Origin of the sequence: Pseudomonas chlororaphis subsp. aurantiaca (assembly GCF_013466605.1) — a bacterium.
Lineage (GTDB): Bacteria > Pseudomonadota > Gammaproteobacteria > Pseudomonadales > Pseudomonadaceae > Aquipseudomonas > Aquipseudomonas chlororaphis_I.
On the sequence record NZ_CP059162.1, the window covers coordinates 1,109,697 to 1,125,974 of the forward strand.

The window sequence follows — 16,278 nt, forward strand, 5'->3', positions numbered from 1 at the left end:
TCCCGTGACTGATCGGTGTTTTTTTGCGCATGAGAATATTTATCATTAATATTGCGCCGACTTGAGTTCGGGTGGGGGAATTCCCTGCGCCGGGCGGTCCTGGTTTCAAGGTCGAAACATGAAAAGCAAAGTTGCCACGATCCCCTCTTCCTACCGTCTGGCCGTGATGTCGCGGGTGCTGGCTGCGGTATTCGGCGGTTACCTGCTGGCGGCGTTGTCCAGCGTCTGCATGACCCTACTGCTCCCCGTCTCCCGCGCCGATGCGGTGGTCAGCGGCATGATGACTTCCTTCCTGTTCTATCTGGTGGCGGTGCTCTGGTGCTTTGCCTGTCGCACGGCCTGGCAGGCCTGGCTCGGTTTGCTGCTGCCGGCGCTGGTGTTGGCGGCGATTTCTGCGTGGGCGCACTGGATGAATCTTTCATGAAGGAGGGACTTCGTCAGTCCATGGCCTGGCTGCACACCTGGGCCGGGTTGGTATTCGGCTGGCTGCTGCTGGCGATTTTCCTGACCGGCACCCTGGCCTACTTCAAGGACGAAATCAGCCACTGGATGCAGCCCGAAGTGCCGTCGCGCTCGGTCAGCAACGAAACCAGCCTGATCCTCGCCCAGAGTTATCTGCAACAGCACGCCCAGGGCGCCTCGCGCTGGTTCATCAATCTGCCTGATGCCCGTGAGCCGGGGCTGTCGGTGATGTGGCAGTTCCCGGGCAAGCCCGGCGAGCGCGGCGCCTTCACCCAGAAACTGCTGGACCCGGCCACCGGCGCCGAGCTGCAGGCCCGCGATACCCGCGGCGGCGAGTTCTTCTACCGCTTCCATTTCCAGTTGCAGGTGCCTCATCCGTGGGGCCGCTGGCTGTCCACCGCGGCGGCCATGCTGATGTTCGTCGCCTTGATCAGCGGCATCATCACCCACAAGAAAATCTTCAAGGACTTCTTCACCTTCCGCCCCCGCAAGGGCCAGCGCTCCTGGCTCGACGGGCACAACGCGGTGGGCGTGCTGGTGCTGCCGTTCCACCTGATGATCACCTACAGCAGCCTGGTGATCTTCATGTCGATGGTCATGCCGGCGAGCATCCTGGCCACCTACGGCAACGACACCCGGGCGTATTTCAACGAGGTGTTCCCCGCCAGCAAAACCGCCCCGGCCGCTGGCAAGCCGGCGCACCTGGTACAACTCGAACCGCTGCTGGAGCAGGCCCGCGAACAGTGGCCGGGCGGCCGCGTGGGGCGCATCACGGTGAACAATCCGGGGGACGCCAATGCCTCGGTGAATGTCCTGCGTCATGGTGGCGACCAGGTGGTCCGCGACTTTGGCAACGTGCTCACGTTCGACGGGGTCAGCGGCAAGCTGTTGCAGGTGTCGCCGCCGCAGTCGACGGCCCTGGCCATCAACGGCAGTTTTTACGGGCTGCACATGGGCCTCTTCGCCGGGCCGCTGCTGCGCTGGCTGTACTTTATCTGCGGCCTGGCCGCCACCGCGATGATCGGCACCGGGCTGGTGATCTGGCTGGGCAAGCGCCAGCTCAAGCATGCCAAGAGTGGAGTGACACCCTTCGAACTGCGCCTGGTGGAAGTGCTGAACATCGCCAGCATGTCCGGCCTGGTGCTGGCCGTCGCCGCCTTCTTCTGGGCCAATCGCCTGTTGCCGGTGAGCCTTGCCGGGCGGGCGGACTGGGAAGTGAACAGCTTCTTTATCGTCTGGGGCCTGAGCCTGCTGCACGCCGCGCTGCGTCGCGGGCGCAAGGCCTGGGTCGAGCAGTTGGGCCTGGCGGCGCTGCTGCTGGCCAGCGTGCCGTTGCTGGATGCGTTGACGATGCCCGATGTGCTGGATGGTTTCCTGGTGCACGGCGACTGGGTCCGCGCCGGCTTCGACCTGACCTGCCTGGCGGCGGGGCTGTTCCTGGCCTGGGGGGCCTGGAAGATGTCGCGTCCTGTCGCCCAGCCTGCCGTTGCCGCTCGCTCGCGACGGGCCGCCCTTGAAACCGAGGTGAACTGAATGCTCCTGGCGCTGCTGCTGTGTTACCCCGGTTTTGCCGGCTTGTGCCTGTCGATGGACCGTCATCATGCCGAACTCCTGGGCTACAAACCCACGACCCGTCGCCGCTCTGGCTTGCGCATTGGCGGCTGGCTGCTGCTGGGTGGCTCGTTGTGGGCGGCGATCGCGGCGGCCGGCTGGGGGCTGGGCCTGGTGCAATGGTGCGCGGCCTTGATGCTCAGCGCCTTGTCGCTGGTGCTGTTGCTGCCGTATCAACCGCGCCTGGCGTTGCTGGCGGCCGGGCTGGGGCTGCTGGTCAGCCCACTGGCCGCGCTGGCGCAATGAGCGCTCTGCAGAGCCCGGCCTGAGGGGGCCGGCTCGATTGTTCGTTGACACAAGCCCCTCGCCAATCGTTATCTGGGCGCCCGTCGCAGCGGCTGCAGGGTTGTCGGCGCAGGTTCGAGGTCATCAAGGAAATACGTTTTTCATGGGTTCAACACATCGTTTCTACACTCGCGGGCTGGGGTTGTTCCTGGCCCTGTCACTGGCGGCTTGCGCCAGCCATCCCGGCGCTCGCTACGCGGCCAACCTGGATCAGGTCCTGGCCGACCCGGCGCTCCAGGGCGCCACGGTGTCGTTGACGGTGCGCGATGCCGAGAGCGGCGCGGCCTTGTATCAGCACAACCCCGACAGCCGCCTGATCCCGGCTTCGAGCCTCAAGCTGCTGACCACCGCCACCGCGCTGGACGTCCTCGGCCCCGACTACCGTTTCGCCACCGAGGTGCTGGGCGACGGCGCGCAGCAGGGCCAGCGCCTGCAGGGCAATCTCTATCTGCGCGGTTCCGGCGATCCGAGCATGCAGGTCGCGGACTACCGGGAGCTGGCAGCGGCGGTGGCACGCACCGGCATTCGTCAGGTCGCGGGCGACCTGGTGCTCGACGACACCGCCTTCGATGACCAGCGGCTCGGCGTCGACTGGGCCAGCGACGATGAAAGCCTGTATTACGCGGCGCAGATTTCCGCCCTCAATATTTCCCCCAACGACGACTTCGATGCCGGCAGCGTGCTGGTGTCGGTCACGGCGCCGACGATGCCGGGAGCACCGCTGGCAGTGCGCGTCAGCCCGGAAAACCGGTTGATGAGCCTGCGCAATCAGGGGCGGGTCGGAACGACGGACAGCCTGCAGGTCGGCCGTGAGCATGGCAGCAACCTGCTGCTGGTCAGCGGCGCCTTGCCGCCGGGGCAGTCGCGGCGCAATTGGGTCAGTGTGTGGGAGCCGACCCGCCTGGTGGCGGATGTGTTCCAACAAGTGCTGGCCGAGCAGGGCGTGACGGTGCAGGGCCAGGTGCGCATCGGCCAGCCCACGGCGCCCGCCGCCCGGGTGCTGGCCAGCCACTCGTCGATGCCGCTGGCGGGCTTGATCACGCCGCTGCTCAAGCTGTCGAACAACAACATGTCGGAAGTGCTGCTCAAGGCCATGGGCCGCAAGACCGCCAATGCCGGCACCGCCGCTGCCGGGGTGGCGGCCATCGAGGGCTTCCTGCGGCGCCAGGGCCTGAGCCCGCAAGGGCTGGTGCAGGTGGACGGCTCGGGGCTATCGCGGCGCAACCAGATTTCCAGCCAGAGCCTCAGCGACCTGTTGCTGGTGGCGCGCAAGCAGCCCTGGTTCGCCACCTGGTACGCAGCGCTGCCGGTGGCCGGCGATGCCCAGCGCATGACCGGCGGTACCCTGCGTTATCGCCTGCAAGGCACCGCGGCTGTGGATAACCTGCATGCCAAGACCGGCTCGATGCAGGGCGTGTCGTCGCTGTCCGGGTATCTGCGCGCGGCCGATGGCCGTCGGCTGGTGCTGGTGATGCTGTCGAACAACTACCGGGCCGACGGCGCGCCCATCAAGGCCCTGGAAGACCGGGTGACGCAGGCGCTGTTGCAATAAGGCTGGGGATCGGGTTTGCCTGACACATTGCTATCACGGGCAAGCCTCGCTCTTACTGAAAACCCGGCCATCTTCTGTAGGAGCGAGCGGGCGGCGATCCGACTTGCCCGCGATGAAGGCGACGCGCTGTAGCTGACGGCCGTGCTCAGCCAAGAAATGCCTGGCGATATTCCCCGGGCGTGCCGCCCAGGGCCTGGCGAAAGCGATTGGTGAAGTGGCTGGCGCTGGCGAAGCCGCAGGCCAGGGCGATCTCGCCCAGGGGCAGGCGGGTGCTGCGCAGCAGGTCGCGAGCGTGTTTCAGGCGTCGCGCCAGCAGGTATTGGTGGGGCGGCAGGCCGAAGCTTGCGCGGAACATCCGCGCGAAGTGGTATTCCGACAAGGCGCAGCGCGCGGCCAGCTGCCCGAGGCTGAGCGGTTCGGCCAGTTGGCTGTCGATGTATTCCACCAGTTGCCGGCGCTGGTGCGCCGCCAGCCCGCCCTTGAGGCGCAAGCCCTGGCGTTGGCCGACCTGGGTCAGCAGGGCATGGCTGAGCATCTCGTGGGCCAGGCTGCTGGTCAGCAGGCGCTCGCCGGGTTCGTCCCAGTTCATCCGGATCAGTTGCCGAAAACGTTGGGCCTGCTGCGGATCGTCGAGGAAGGTGGTTTCCTGCAATTGCAGTTCGCGGGGTTCGCGGTCCAGCAGGGTCACGCAGCCCAGGGCAAATTGTTCCGGGCTGAAATACAGGTGGGCCAGGCGGATCTCGCCGTTGATCACCCAGGCCGAACGGTGCTCGGCGGGCAGGATGCACAGCTTGTCCGGGCCGCCCTTGGTCCCCGGCTGGCCACGGCGAAAGGTCCCGGTGCCGCCGGCGATGTAGCACGACAGGGTGTGATGGCTCGGCGCTTCGTAGTCCTGGGCGTCGTGATGGTTGCTCCACAAGGCCGCGGCCAGGCCGTCACCGAGCTCGGCGCTGTGCTCCAGGCGAGCATTGGGCGAGCGGTTCAGGGCTTGAAAGACTTGCAGGGTTTCCAGTGCGGGCATGGCGGTCATGTCTGAAATTGAACGGCGTTCCGTAGCCGCTGCATCCTACTCCGTAGGCCGCGCGCTGCCAGCCCGGCAACCGACAAAAGCGCAAGTTTATGCAAGCGCCCCGGCACGCAATGGCCTGAGACTGGGTTGCCCTGCACAGGAGTCCCACGCCATGAACCTCTCGCTTTATCTGCTCACCGTCCTGATCTGGGGCACCACCTGGATCGCCCTCAAGCTGCAGCTGGGGGTGGTGGCGATTCCGGTGTCCATCGTCTATCGCTTCGCCCTGGCGGCCCTGGTGCTGTTCGTCATGCTGCTGCTCAGCCGCAAGCTGCAGGTGATGAACCGGCGCGGGCACCTGATCTGCCTGGCCCAGGGGCTGTGCCTGTTCTGTATCAACTTTATGTGTTTCCTGCACGCCAGCCAATGGATTCCCAGTGGCCTGGTGGCGGTGGTGTTTTCCACGGCGACCCTGTGGAACGCCCTGAATGCCCGGGTGTTCTTCGCCCAGAAGATCGCCCGCAACGTACTGCTGGGCGGGGCGCTGGGGCTGCTGGGGCTGGGCCTGCTGTTCTGGCCAGAACTGGCCGGTCATAGCGCCAGCCCGCAAACCCTGCTCGGCCTGGGGTTGGCGTTGTTGGGGACCCTGTGTTTCTCGGCGGGCAACATGCTGTCCAGCCTGCAACAGAAAGCCGGCCTCAAGCCCCTGACCACCAACGCCTGGGGCATGGCCTATGGCGCGGCGATGCTGGCGGCTTATTGCCTGGTCAAGGGCATCCCTTTCGACATGGAGTGGAACGCGCGCTACCTCGGCTCCTTGCTGTATCTGGTGATCCCGGGTTCGGTGATCGGCTTCACCGCCTACCTGACCCTGGTCGGCCGCATGGGCCCGGAGCGGGCGGCCTACTGCACCGTGCTGTTCCCGGTGGTAGCGCTGAATGTCTCGGCCTTCGCCGAAGGTTACCAATGGACCGCCCCGGCGCTGGCCGGGCTAGTCCTGGTGATGCTGGGCAACGTGCTGGTGTTCCGCAAGCCCAAGCCGCTGGCCGTCCGCGATCCCCGGCTCGCCTGATGGGTAGCGCGGCGGCTGCAGGGTTTGCCGCGCTTCTGTAGGAGCGAGGCTTGCTCGCGATAGCAGTGCCTCAGGTACACCGTGTCGTGCCTATCGCGGGCAATCGAGCGTCGACCGGCCGCTCCTACAGAAGACGGCTGCTGGCAGGTTTCAGCCCTTCCACACCTGCGGGTTGACCAGGTCCTGCGGGCGTTCGCCGAGCAGGGCGCTGCGCAGGTTGGCCAGGGCACGGTTGGCCATGGCGTCGCGGGTTTCATGGGTGGCCGAGCCGATGTGCGGCAGGGTCACGGCGTTTTTCAGTTGGAACAGCGGCGACTCGGCCAGCGGTTCCTTCTCGTAGACGTCCAGGCCGGCACCGCGAATCGTACCGTTCTGCAGGGCCTCGATCAGCGCCGGCTCATCCACCACCGGACCGCGGGAGATGTTCACCAGGATCGCGCTCGGCTTCATCAGCGCCAGTTCGCGGTGGCTGATCAGGTGCCTGGTCTTTTCGCTCAACGGCACCACCAGGCAGACGAAATCCGCTTCGGCCAGCAACTGCTCGAGGCTACGGAACTGCGCGCCCAGCTCCTGTTCCAGCGCGGTCTTGCGGCTGTTGCCGCTGTAGATCACCGGCATGTTGAAGCCCAGGCGACCGCGTCGGGCGATGGCCGCGCCGATATTGCCCATGCCGACGATGCCCAGGGTCTTGCCATGCACATCGCAACCGAACAGCGGCGCGCCGACGCTGGCCTGCCATTGCCCGGCCTTGGTCCAGGCGTCCAGTTCGGCGACGCGCCGGGCACTGCTCATCAGCAGGGCGAAGGCCAGGTCGGCGGTGCTTTCGGTGAGCACGTCCGGGGTGTTGGTGAGCATGATCCCGCGTTCGTTGAAGTAGGCCAGGTCATAGTTGTCGTAACCCACCGAGACACTGGAGACCACTTCCAGCTGGCTGGCGTTTTCCAGCTGCGCGCGGCCCAGCTTGCGACCGACGCCGATCAGGCCGTGGGCGTGGGGCAGGGCTTCGTTGAATTGCGCGCCGATATCGCCCAGCTTGGGGTTGGGCACTATCACCTCGAAGTCCTGGCGCAGGCGCTCGATCATGTCCGGAGTGATGCGGCTGAAGGCAAGTACGGTCTTTTTCATCGCGGGAAAGCTCGTCAGGCGGAGGAGAATGCCAAGCAAGCTAACATTCCCCACGGGCTTTTTGTAGCGGCTGCGGCAGGCTGTGAGGGCAAGAAGGTTCTGCGACTGTAACCGCTGCCGAAGGCTGCGATCGGCTCCGCAGGAGACGTGCTCTTGGGATCGCAGGGCGGCAGCGGCTACAGGGATGGGGGACGCATGACAAAGCCCCGAGGGGCTTGGCTCAAGTGGTCATGCGCACGCCGCTGAGACCGCCACTCAGTTCATAGGCCGCCAATTCCGCCTGATGGGCGGCGAGAATCTCCGGCAGGGTGTTGCGCAGGTACTCGACCCAGGTCTTGATCTTGGCGTCCAGGTACTGGCGCGACGGGTAGATGGCGTACAGGTTCAGCTCCTGGGAGCGGTACTTGGGCATGACCCGCACCAGGGTGCCGTTGCGCAGGCCCTCGATGGCCGCGTACACCGGCAGCACGCCCAGGCCCATGCCGCTGGTGATCGCGGTTTTCAGCGCGTCGGCGGAGTTCACCAGGAACGGCGAGCCGTTGAGGGTGACCCCTTCCTGGCCCTCGGGGCCGTCGAACAGCCATTTGTCCAGGGCGATCACCGGGCTCACCAGGCGCAGGCAGGCATGGTTCGACAGGTCGCTGGGGCTGCTCGGGCAGCCATTGGCTTTCACGTAGGCCGGCGAGGCGCAGACGATGCTGTAGGTGATGCCCAGGCGCTGGGAGACGAAACCCGAGTCCGGCAGTTCGCTGGCCAGCACGATGGACACGTCGTAACCCTCGTCCAGCAGGTCCGGCACGCGGTTGGCCAGGGTCAGGTCGAAGGTCACGTCCGGGTGCGACTTGCGGTACCGGGCGATGGCGTCGATCACATAGTGCTGGCCGATGCCGGTCATGGTGTGGACTTTCAACTGCCCGGACGGGCGCGCGTGGGCGTCGCTGGCCTCGGCCTCGGCTTCTTCGACGTAGGCCAGGATCTGCTCGCAGCGCAGCAAGTAGCGCTTGCCGGCTTCCGTGAGCGCGATGCGGCGAGTGGTGCGGTTGAGCAGGCGGGTTTGCAGATGGGCCTCCAGATTGGAGACCGCGCGCGAGACGTTGGCCGTGGTGGTGTCGAGCTGGACGGCGGCGGCGGTGAAGCTGCCGGCTTCGGCGACACAGCTGAAGGCGCGCATGTTTTGCAAAGTGTCCATGGGGTGCTCTCTGGGGAGATGGCAAATTGTGACACGAAGTAACAGATTGTTGGCTATTCCACCAAGGGATTATCGCGCGAACGGTAATAAAGATTCACAGGAATCCCAGCTTATCGCCGCAAAGCCCGCCGCCTAGAATTGCGCCGATCTGTAGGGCCCGCCGCGCTGGCGATCCCGCAACGCGGTGTTCCAGCGACGCCGCCTCGCGAGCGACCGGCTCCCGCACAGAATCGCCTCCCTCCCTATTTCAGGAATTCGCAGCAGTGCCGCGTCGCATCAGCAGAGAGCTGAAGACTCTCAGTGTTTGGGCTTTATCGTTAGCAATCAGCGGCTGCATCGGAACCGGGGGCATTGCCCCGCAAGGCAAGGCACTACCGGCCAATACCCTGGCCACCGACGAGGCGATCCAGAGCGCCGCGCGCGACGCCCGCTGGCCCGCTGCCCAGTGGTGGCAGGCCTATGGCGATGCGCAGTTGAACCAGTGGGTGAACCTGGCCGTGCAGGGCAGCCCGAGCATGGCCATGGCCGCCGCCCGGGTGCGCCAGGCGCGTGCCATGGCCGGTATCGCCGAGTCGGCCGAGTCGCTGCAGATCAAGGGCGACGCCACCCTCAAGCGCCACAACTGGCCCACCGACCAGTTCTATGGCCCGGGCGAGCTGGCCAACAGCACCACCTGGGACAACAACGCCGCGCTGGGCTTCAGCTACGCCCTCGACCTCTGGGGCCGGGAAAGCAATGCCAGCGAGCGCGCCGTGGACCTGGCGCACGTGAGCGCCGCCGAGGCGCGCCTGGCCCAGCTTGAATTGCAGAACAATGTCGTGCGCGCCTATATCCAGCTGTCGCTGCAATACGCCCAGCGCGATATCGTCCTGGCCACCCTGAAGCAGCAGGAACAGATTCTCGAACTGGCGCAAAAGCGCCTGGCCGGTGGCATTGGTACCCATTTCGAAGTCAGCCAGGCGCAGACCCCGCTGCCGGAAACCCATCGCCAGCTGGATGCCCTGGACGAAGAAATCGCCCTGGGCCGCAACCAGATCGCCGCCCTGGCTGGCAAGGGGCCGGGGGCGGGCGCGCAGTTGCAACGGCCGAGCCTGTCCCTGGCCGCGCCGCTGAAACTGCCGTCGGCGCTGCCCGCCGAACTGCTCGGCCAGCGCCCGGACGTGGTCGCCAGCCGCTGGCAGGTGGCGGCCCAGGCGCGCGGCATCGATGTCGCCCATGCCGGCTTCTACCCCAACGTCGACCTGGTGGGCAGCCTCGGCTACATGGCCACCGGAGGCGGGGCGCTGGAGTTCCTCACTGGCAAGAAGCTCAACTACAACGTCGGCCCGGCCATCAGCCTGCCGATTTTCGACGGCGGCCGCCTGCGCGCCGAACTGGGCGAGGCCGCGGCCGGTTATGACATCGCCGTGGCCCACTACAACCAGACCCTGGTCAACGCCCTGAAGAACATCTCCGACCAGTTGATCCGCCGCGAGTCCATGGACAAGCAGGCCGAGTTCGCTGCCGAGTCGGTGGCGTCGGCGCAGAAGACCTACGACATCGCCATGGTCGCCTTCCAGCGTGGCCTGACCGACTACCTCAATGTGCTCAATGCCCAGGGCATGCTGTTTCGTCAGCAGCAGATCCAGCAGCAGGTCCAGGCCGCGCGCCTGAGCGCCCATGCCGAGCTGGTGACTGCCCTGGGCGGCGGCCTGGAGGCGGGACGGGATGTGCCCGAGGACAACAAGACCCAAGCGAGCAAGACCCCGGCGGCGCTGGCCATCTTCGATCATTAAAAGCTGATCATTAAGAGCTGACCACCAAGAGCCGACCCCCAAGTGCTGATCACTGAGTAAGACCCCATGACTCCCTTGCCTGCACCCCTGCGCTGGCTGTACTCCCTCGAATGGCGCCGGGGTTTCTTCGACTGGGCACGCAGCGACGGCGTGACCTGGGTCTATATCTTCAAGGTGCTGGCCGCCGCGTTCCTCACCCTGTGGCTGGCCATGCGCCTGGAGTTGCCGCAACCGCGCACGGCGATGATCACCGTGTTCATCGTCATGCAGCCGCAGAGCGGCCAGGTGTTCGCCAAGAGCTTCTATCGCTTTCTCGGCACCCTGGCCGGGTCGGCGGTGATGGTGGCGCTGATCGCCCTGTTCGCCCAGAACACCGAACTGTTCCTCGGTTCGCTGGCGATCTGGGTCGGCATCTGCTCGGCCGGCGCCGCCCGTTATCGCAACTTCCGCGCCTATGGCTTCGTGCTTGCCGGCTACACCGCGGCGATGGTCGGCTTGCCGGCCCTGGCCCATCCGGACGGGGCCTTTATGGCGGCGGTGTGGCGGGTGCTGGAGATCTCCCTGGGGATTCTCTGCTCGACCCTGGTCAGCGCCGCGATCCTGCCGCAGACCGCCAGCGCGGCGATGCGCAACGCCTTGTACCAGCGCTTCGGGGTGTTCGCCCTGTTCGTCACCGACGGTTTGCGCGGCCGCAGCCAGCGCGACGCGTTCGAGAGCGGCAACGTGCGTTTCATCGCCGAAGCGGTAGGCCTGGAAGGCCTGCGCAGCGTCACGGTGTTCGAAGACCCGCACATGCGCCGGCGCAACGGCCGCCTGAGCCGTTTGAACAGCGAGTTCATGGGCATCACCACCCGTTTCAACGCCCTGCACCAGTTGCTCGAGCGCCTGCGCAGCAGCGCCGCCGAGTATGTGCTGGCGGCGACCAAGCCGGGGTTGCAGGACCTCGCCGAACTGCTGGACGGTTTCTCCGGCCGCGCCCTGACCAGCCCCGATGCCGCGCGCCTGGCCGAACAACTGGCAAGCTACAAGGCCGAGCTGCCGGCGCGGGTGCGCAGCATGCGCGCGTTGTTCCAGGAGCACGAACCGAGCGATGCCGAGCAGCTGGATTTCCACACCGCCTATGAGCTGCTCTATCGCTTCGTCGACGAACTGCACAGCTATGCCCAGACCCATGCCTCCCTGGCCGAACACAGCCATGAGCGCGAGCGCTGGGACGAGCCCTTCACCCCACAGACCAATTGGCTGGCCTCGGCCGCCTCGGGGATCCGCGCCTCGTTCATCCTGATCGTGCTCGGTAGCTACTGGGTCGCCACCGCCTGGCCCAGCGGCGCCACCATGACCCTGATCGCGGCGGCCACCGTCGGCCTCTCGGCCGCCACGCCGAACCCGAAACGCATGGCCTTCCAGATGGCCTGCGGCACATTGATCGGGGCTGTGGTCGGCTTCGTCGAGATGTTCTTCGTGTTCCCCTGGATCGACGGTTTTGCGCTGCTGTGCGTGATGCTGGCGCCGGTGATCGTGCTCGGTTCGTTCCTCGCTTCACGCCCGCAGTACGCCGGGGTGGGCCTGGGGCTGCTGATCTTCTTCAGCACCGGTTCGGTGCCGGACAACCTGACCGTCTACAACCCCTACGCCTTCATCAACGACTACATCGCCATGGTCATGGGCATGCTGGTCTGCGCCGCCGCCGGGGCGATCATCCTGCCGCCCAACAGCCGCTGGTTGTGGCGCCGCCTGGAGCAGGACCTGCGCGGCCAGGTGGTGTACGCCATCAGCGGCAAGCTCAAGGGCCTGGCGTCGAGCTTCGAAAGCCGCACCCGCGACCTGCTGCACCAGGCCTACGGCCTGGCGGCGGGGCAGCCGCAGGTGCAGCGCGAGCTGCTGCGCTGGATGTTCGTGGTGCTGGAGGTGGGGCACGCCATCATCGAGCTGCGCAAGGAACAGGCGATCCTCCCGGTGCACCCGGCCTATGCCGAATCCCAGCCGTGGCGCCAGGCGATCCGGGTGATGGGCCGCTCGCTGGTGCGGCTGTTCCTGCAACCGGGCCAGAGCAACCTGGAGCGCGCGCTGGTCGCGGTCGATCACGCGATCAGCCGGGTCCAGGCCAGCGACGAACCCTTCGCCCCGCACTTCGATACCTCGGTCTTGCGCCGGGTGAAGAGCTACCTGCACTTCATCCGTACTTCATTGCTCGACCCGCAATCGCCGCTGGCCGCCTATGCCGCGCCGCCAGCCGTACAGGCCCCGCCCCAAGGACTTGAACATGCCTCGTGAAATCGCCTTCCACGGCGTGTATATGCCGACCATGACCCTGATGTTCTTCATCGCCGCGGCCCTGGCCTGGGCCCTGGACCGCTTTATCTCGGGTTATGACCTGTACCGTTTTTTCTGGCACCCGGCGCTGCTGCGCCTGAGCCTGTTCTGCTGTCTGTTCGGCGCCATGGCGCTCACTGTTTACCGTTGAGAGTCCCACGATGAAAAAGTTTTTCAGCCTGCTCGCGACCCTGCTGGTGCTGGCCCTGGCCCTGTGGATCGGCCGCACCCTGTGGGTGCATTACATGAATACGCCGTGGACCCGCGACGGCCGGGTGCGCGCCGACATCATCAACGTCGCCGCCGACGTCACCGGGGAAGTGGTGGACGTGCCGGTGCGCGACAACCAGTTGGTGAAAAAGGGCGACCTGCTGATGCAGATCGACCCCGAGCACTACCAGATCGCGGTCAAGCAGGCGCAGTCGCTGGTGGCCTCGAGAAAGGCCACCTGGGAGATGCGCAAGGTCAACGCCCACCGCCGCGCCGACCTGGACAACCTGGTGATCTCCAAGGAAAACCGCGACGACGCCAGCAACATCGCCGACTCGGCCCTGGCCGACTACCAGCAGGCCCAGGCGCAACTGGAGGCCGCTGAACTCAACCTCAAGCGCACCCAGGTACGCGCCGCGGTCGATGGCTACGTGACCAACCTCAACGTGCACCGCGGCGACTATGCGCGCATCGGCGAGCCGAAGATGGCGGTGGTCGACATGCATTCGTTCTGGGTCTACGGCTTCTTCGAGGAGACCAAGCTGCCCCATGTGCGGGTCGGCGATAAGGCCGATATGCAGCTGATGAGCGGCGAGGTGCTCAAGGGCCATGTGGAGAGTATTTCCCGCGGCATCTACGACCGCGACAACCCGGAAAGCCGCGAGCTGATCGCCGACGTCAACCCGACCTTCAACTGGGTACGCCTGGCCCAGCGCGTGCCGGTGCGCATCCATATCGATGAAGTGCCGGAAGGCGTGCTGCTGGCGGCGGGGATTACCTGCACCGTGGTGGTCAAGCAGGAAGCCTTGTAGGCGCGGGTTTGCCAGCGCAGGGGCCTGCGTAGAAACACCAGGCCCCGTTGCTGGCAGGCAGTGCTATCGCTGGCCGAGGATCACGTCGGCCTTCTTCACCGCCTCACTCACTTGCAGCTCGGTATCGCTGAGCAGCTCGACAATCTGCGGGTTCTGCAACACATCGACGCCGGCCTGTTTCAACTGGGCCTGCCGCGCAATGATCACATAAGCGTAAAGCTGGCCACGGGTGCTGAACTCGGGACGGGCGCTCACGCTGGCCACGGCCTGCTCCATGAGGGCATGACGCTCGGTCACGGACAGGCCCTTGAAGGTCTCGGGGTATTCCATATGGATGTTCGCCGAGTACACCGCGATGTTCTCCTCGCGGGCTTCCTTGCGCACCGCGTCCTTGCTGGTGACGATCTTGCCCAGTTGCTCGAAGCCTTGTTCGCCTTCGCTGAGTTGTTGCGGGTTCATCCGTTGTTTCAAGGCATCGATCTGTGCGCTGTCATCGAGGACCTTGGCCCAGCTGTAGGCCAGCGGCAGATTGCCTTTGTTGCTGTGCAGGCGCACCAGGGTCTGTTGCGCATCTGCATCGCCGTGACGCGCGCAGCGTTCCAGCCAGCGCAGGCCCAGGTCGCTGTCCGGAGTCTGCCCGCGCATGCCGTAGGTGAAGTTCTGGAACATGCCGAACTCGGCGCAGGCGTCATTCTTCACCGCTGAATAGGCCATGTAGCCGAAGGCTTCGCGGTCGCGCTCGGCGCTGTCCTTGCTGCTGTCCTGTTCCGCGATGCTCGCCAGGTAGCACAGGGCCCGGTCGTGGGTGGGTGCGGCCATTACCAGGCAGTTGCGGGCCTGCTCGGGTTTGTCGTCGTTGTACAGCTGGTAGCCGATGCCATACAGCAGATCGCTGTCCAGCTTGGGGTTGCAGTACTCGTTGGCGACGGCTTGCGGCAACAGCTCCTTGAGGCTGAGCTGGGGCAGGGTGGCGTTCAGCTCCTCGTCTGGCGACGGCGCGCAGCCGATCAATACAGTGGCCAAGGCCAGCGGCAGCAGGTGTTGAGGTTTCAATGGATATTCCCTGATCGACGATTGAATGACGGCGAGCATGGAAGAGGGGGGAGTTTCAGCGGTGCGCCAGCGATCCATGCGGCCTGATCGAGGCCCTGGAGGCCTCGAGTGCGCGCATTCTACTGGGTACAACCTGAACCACAGAGTCTGTGTCGTCGGCGACTAAAAGGAATTTTCCGGAACCTGTGGGAACGGCCGGGCGACGTTCAACTGCCAGTGATCGACCGTCACAGTTTTGCGCCCAGGCCAAAACGTTTCATCAGCGCCTTCTCCAGCAAGCCCTTGGGCAACAGGCTGGCCATCAAGGGCAGTGCCCGGCAACCGTTGCCAATCCGAACCAGACGCGCGGGCTTGTCCTGCTGCACCGCCTTGAGCAGCCTGGCGGCAAATTCGCTGGCGGGCGTCGGGTGGTCCTGGGAGGCCCTGGCCCGTGCGCGGATGCCTTCGCGCAGCGGCCACCAGGGCGATTGTTCGGTCAACAGCTGCTCGGCTTGATGCCCGGCATTCTTGGCGAAGCTCGAGGCGATGGCGCCGGGCTGGACCTCCATCACGCGGATGCCGAACGGCGCCAGCTCCATGCGCAACGCATCGCTCAAGGCATGCACCGCCGCCTTGGAGGCGCAGTAGGCACCGGCAAAAGGCGTCACCAGGACGCCCGACACGCTGCCGATATTCACCACCAGCCCGCGGCTGCGGCGTAGCACCGGGAACAGCGCCCGGGTCACGCCGACCAGGGCGAACACATTGGTTTCGAACTGCCGTTGCATGGCCTCGACACCGCCATCCAGCAGCGGGCCCATGGCACCGTAGCCAGCGTTGTTGATCAGCAGGTCGAGGCCGCCGTGCTGCTGGTTGATGCGTTCGCCCAGGGCAGTGAGCGCCGGGCCGTCGTTGACGTCCAGTTGCACTGCGTCAAAACCCGCGACTTGCAGCATGACCACATCTTCGGCCCTGCGGGCGGTGGGCAGGACGGTAAAGCCGGCGGCCTTGAAAGCATCCGCCAGGGCGCGGCCGATGCCGCTGGAACAACCGGTGATCAGCGCAACGGGCATGGCGCGGTCCTTGTGCAAAAAGAGGGAAGGGGGGAATCAGTCGGAGAAACTACCCTGCAAGCGCTCGGCGCGAAACTCCAGGGTTTGCGGGCGGTAGCCGGGGCGTAGCGGCGGCAGGGGCAGGCAGTCTTCCCAATTGGCGCCGGCCTGCAACTCGCCGGGGCCGCGATAACGCGGGGCGCTGTACTGATTGTCGGCCAGGTTCACCGTGTCGCCCGGTGCATAGGCGGCGACGCGCCAGCGCAGTTCGGTCAGCGGCACATCGTTGCCATTGTTCATCTTCAGCAGCAGCGGGCGATCCGCCGGGCAATGCTCGGGGGCATAGCTGATGCGCAGTTCCAGGCGCGCCAGTTGCTGGGCTTCGCGGTTATCCATCCAGACCACCCACACCGCCACCAGGCCCAGGCCGACAGCGGCGGCCATGGACACCGGCAAGGCCTTGGCGGGGTAGCGGACCAGCAGGATCAGCCAGGTGATAACCAGCAGAACGCCGATGAACATGAGGTGAACCTCGGGAAAAGAGAGCAGCCATCCTACCTAAGCGTAGGTGGGGTTGGCCATGGTTGTGGTGGGCTGCACCCACTTCTGTAGGAGCGGCCGGTCGACGCTCGATTGCCCGCGATGGTGGTGGTGATGTCGCTGGTGATGTTGGACGGAGTACATATCCGTTTCTGCGGTCACGGCCACTTATGGTTCCGACCCTGCGTATGGCCCTCGCTGCGCTCGGGTTCCCTCGTTCTGGTGGGGCGGGTGGATCA

Annotated in this window: 15 protein-coding genes; 9 read left to right on the forward strand and 6 right to left on the reverse strand. The window is 65.7% G+C overall.

Annotation, left to right across the window (positions count from 1 at the left end; genetic code table 11):
• The first annotated feature begins 118 nt into the window (after positions 1 to 118).
• The 4 genes from H0I86_RS04940 to dacB all read left to right on the forward strand — a co-directional run bounded on the left by H0I86_RS04940 (position 119) and on the right by dacB (position 3,910).
• Complete coding sequence (locus tag H0I86_RS04940; RefSeq protein ID WP_180924239.1) at positions 119 to 424, forward strand: DUF3649 domain-containing protein; 306 nt, start codon at positions 119 to 121, stop codon at positions 422 to 424.
• Positions 421 to 1,995 (forward strand): PepSY-associated TM helix domain-containing protein, encoded by a 1,575-nt coding sequence (locus H0I86_RS04945; RefSeq protein ID WP_180924240.1) that lies wholly within the window; start codon positions 421 to 423, stop codon positions 1,993 to 1,995. The genes H0I86_RS04940 and H0I86_RS04945 overlap by 4 nt, the downstream gene beginning before the upstream one ends.
• Positions 1,996 to 2,319, forward strand: a complete 324-nt coding sequence (locus H0I86_RS04950; RefSeq protein ID WP_180924241.1) for a DUF3325 domain-containing protein — start codon at positions 1,996 to 1,998, stop codon at positions 2,317 to 2,319. It begins immediately after the preceding gene.
• 142 nt (positions 2,320 to 2,461) lie between these two features.
• Positions 2,462 to 3,910: a D-alanyl-D-alanine carboxypeptidase/D-alanyl-D-alanine endopeptidase gene (gene dacB / locus H0I86_RS04955; protein ID WP_180924242.1), complete on the forward strand. Its 1,449-nt coding sequence runs from the start codon at positions 2,462 to 2,464 to the stop codon at positions 3,908 to 3,910.
• A 145-nt stretch (positions 3,911 to 4,055) separates the two neighbouring features.
• On the opposite strand, the gene H0I86_RS04960 is transcribed toward dacB, so the two are convergent.
• Complete coding sequence (locus H0I86_RS04960; protein ID WP_180924243.1) at positions 4,056 to 4,931, reverse strand: helix-turn-helix domain-containing protein; 876 nt, start codon at positions 4,929 to 4,931, stop codon at positions 4,056 to 4,058.
• Positions 4,932 to 5,091: 160 nt separating this feature from the next.
• Between H0I86_RS04960 and H0I86_RS04965 the strand changes: the two genes are divergently transcribed.
• Positions 5,092 to 5,991 carry a DMT family transporter gene (locus H0I86_RS04965; protein ID WP_016703291.1) on the forward strand — a complete coding sequence of 300 codons (900 nt, stop codon included), beginning with the start codon at positions 5,092 to 5,094 and terminating at the stop codon, positions 5,989 to 5,991.
• 150 nt (positions 5,992 to 6,141) lie between these two features.
• On the opposite strand, the gene H0I86_RS04970 is transcribed toward H0I86_RS04965, so the two are convergent.
• Positions 6,142 to 7,116, reverse strand: a complete 975-nt coding sequence (locus H0I86_RS04970) for a 2-hydroxyacid dehydrogenase (protein WP_180924244.1) — start codon at positions 7,114 to 7,116, stop codon at positions 6,142 to 6,144.
• 220 nt (positions 7,117 to 7,336) lie between these two features.
• A complete protein-coding gene (locus H0I86_RS04975; RefSeq protein WP_124298549.1) occupies positions 7,337 to 8,305 on the reverse strand; it encodes a LysR family transcriptional regulator in 969 nt (322 codons plus the stop codon).
• Between the two features lie 263 nt (positions 8,306 to 8,568).
• Between H0I86_RS04975 and H0I86_RS04980 the strand changes: the two genes are divergently transcribed.
• The 4 genes from H0I86_RS04980 to H0I86_RS04995 all read left to right on the forward strand — a co-directional run bounded on the left by H0I86_RS04980 (position 8,569) and on the right by H0I86_RS04995 (position 13,415).
• Complete coding sequence (locus H0I86_RS04980; RefSeq protein WP_180924245.1) at positions 8,569 to 10,080, forward strand: efflux transporter outer membrane subunit; 1,512 nt, start codon at positions 8,569 to 8,571, stop codon at positions 10,078 to 10,080.
• Positions 10,081 to 10,146: 66 nt separating this feature from the next.
• Positions 10,147 to 12,354, forward strand: coding sequence for an FUSC family protein (locus tag H0I86_RS04985; protein WP_180924246.1), 2,208 nt, complete (start codon positions 10,147 to 10,149; stop codon positions 12,352 to 12,354).
• Positions 12,344 to 12,544 carry a DUF1656 domain-containing protein gene (locus H0I86_RS04990; protein ID WP_007930063.1) on the forward strand — a complete coding sequence of 67 codons (201 nt, stop codon included), beginning with the start codon at positions 12,344 to 12,346 and terminating at the stop codon, positions 12,542 to 12,544. Before H0I86_RS04985 ends, H0I86_RS04990 begins: the two co-directional genes overlap by 11 nt.
• Before the next feature lie 10 nt (positions 12,545 to 12,554).
• On the forward strand, positions 12,555 to 13,415 hold the full coding sequence (locus tag H0I86_RS04995; RefSeq protein ID WP_180924247.1) for an efflux RND transporter periplasmic adaptor subunit: 861 nt from the start codon (positions 12,555 to 12,557) through the stop codon (positions 13,413 to 13,415).
• A 63-nt stretch (positions 13,416 to 13,478) separates the two neighbouring features.
• Here H0I86_RS04995 and H0I86_RS05000 read toward each other — a convergent pair whose 3' ends face one another.
• The 3 genes from H0I86_RS05000 to H0I86_RS05010 form a co-directional block, all read right to left on the reverse strand.
• Positions 13,479 to 14,468: an SEL1-like repeat protein gene (locus H0I86_RS05000; protein WP_258019399.1), complete on the reverse strand. Its 990-nt coding sequence runs from the start codon at positions 14,466 to 14,468 to the stop codon at positions 13,479 to 13,481.
• A 227-nt stretch (positions 14,469 to 14,695) separates the two neighbouring features.
• Positions 14,696 to 15,520 carry an SDR family oxidoreductase gene (locus tag H0I86_RS05005; RefSeq protein WP_180924249.1) on the reverse strand — a complete coding sequence of 275 codons (825 nt, stop codon included), beginning with the start codon at positions 15,518 to 15,520 and terminating at the stop codon, positions 14,696 to 14,698.
• Between the two features lie 36 nt (positions 15,521 to 15,556).
• Positions 15,557 to 16,021: a hypothetical protein gene (locus tag H0I86_RS05010; RefSeq protein ID WP_009047073.1), complete on the reverse strand. Its 465-nt coding sequence runs from the start codon at positions 16,019 to 16,021 to the stop codon at positions 15,557 to 15,559.
• Positions 16,022 to 16,278: the final 257 nt, after the last annotated feature.

What these genes read in the sequence shown, in the direction of transcription:
- H0I86_RS04960 (WP_180924243.1), bottom strand. Translation starts at nt 4,931, where the DNA reads ATGCCCGCACTGGAAACCCTGCAAGTCTTTCAAGCCCTGAACCGCTCG.
- H0I86_RS04940 (WP_180924239.1), top strand. Translation starts at nt 119, where the DNA reads ATGAAAAGCAAAGTTGCCACGATCCCCTCTTCCTACCGTCTGGCCGTG.
- H0I86_RS04945 (WP_180924240.1), top strand. Translation starts at nt 421, where the DNA reads ATGAAGGAGGGACTTCGTCAGTCCATGGCCTGGCTGCACACCTGGGCC.
- H0I86_RS05005 (WP_180924249.1), bottom strand. Translation starts at nt 15,520, where the DNA reads ATGCCCGTTGCGCTGATCACCGGTTGTTCCAGCGGCATCGGCCGCGCC.
- H0I86_RS04975 (WP_124298549.1), bottom strand. Translation starts at nt 8,305, where the DNA reads ATGGACACTTTGCAAAACATGCGCGCCTTCAGCTGTGTCGCCGAAGCC.
- H0I86_RS04950 (WP_180924241.1), top strand. Translation starts at nt 1,996, where the DNA reads ATGCTCCTGGCGCTGCTGCTGTGTTACCCCGGTTTTGCCGGCTTGTGC.
- H0I86_RS04990 (WP_007930063.1), top strand. Translation starts at nt 12,344, where the DNA reads ATGCCTCGTGAAATCGCCTTCCACGGCGTGTATATGCCGACCATGACC.
- H0I86_RS04985 (WP_180924246.1), top strand. Translation starts at nt 10,147, where the DNA reads ATGACTCCCTTGCCTGCACCCCTGCGCTGGCTGTACTCCCTCGAATGG.
- H0I86_RS04965 (WP_016703291.1), top strand. Translation starts at nt 5,092, where the DNA reads ATGAACCTCTCGCTTTATCTGCTCACCGTCCTGATCTGGGGCACCACC.
- H0I86_RS04995 (WP_180924247.1), top strand. Translation starts at nt 12,555, where the DNA reads ATGAAAAAGTTTTTCAGCCTGCTCGCGACCCTGCTGGTGCTGGCCCTG.
- H0I86_RS05010 (WP_009047073.1), bottom strand. Translation starts at nt 16,021, where the DNA reads ATGTTCATCGGCGTTCTGCTGGTTATCACCTGGCTGATCCTGCTGGTC.
- H0I86_RS04970 (WP_180924244.1), bottom strand. Translation starts at nt 7,116, where the DNA reads ATGAAAAAGACCGTACTTGCCTTCAGCCGCATCACTCCGGACATGATC.
- dacB (WP_180924242.1), top strand. Translation starts at nt 2,462, where the DNA reads ATGGGTTCAACACATCGTTTCTACACTCGCGGGCTGGGGTTGTTCCTG.